General features: G+C 45.2%; 1 pseudogene. It reads right to left on the bottom strand.

Annotated features, from left to right (window positions below):
- Positions 1–321, bottom strand: a pseudogene (locus tag JWG39_RS16310) (hypothetical protein); the annotation flags it as partial.

Here is a 321-nt window from a genome sequence, read left to right as displayed (position 1 = left end):
AAATCAATGGTCGCGGTGCCAGGGTGTTGCGCAACAAACGTATAAAAATCATTTTCCCCAGCATAACCTGTAATGCTGGCATCTCCATTACTGTCCAGTGAAACCGCAGTGGCTCCCGTTCGAGAGTCACCTGCATCACCACCACTGACGGTGGTCCCGTTAATTATATCAATATTGCCACTATTGATACTCAGATTATAATCTGAGGTATTGTTGCCAAAAGGATCGACCTTGACGTAATAGGTCTCTCCTGAGATAAGATTATAGGATACCGATTCATTGGAACTTCCACTCGAAGAGGAGGAATCCAACCGTGATCCA

Origin of the sequence: Desulforhopalus vacuolatus, from assembly GCF_016918505.1 — a bacterium.
Lineage (GTDB): Bacteria > Desulfobacterota > Desulfobulbia > Desulfobulbales > Desulfocapsaceae > Desulforhopalus > Desulforhopalus vacuolatus.
This window is presented reverse-complemented; position numbering and strand designations above follow the sequence as displayed.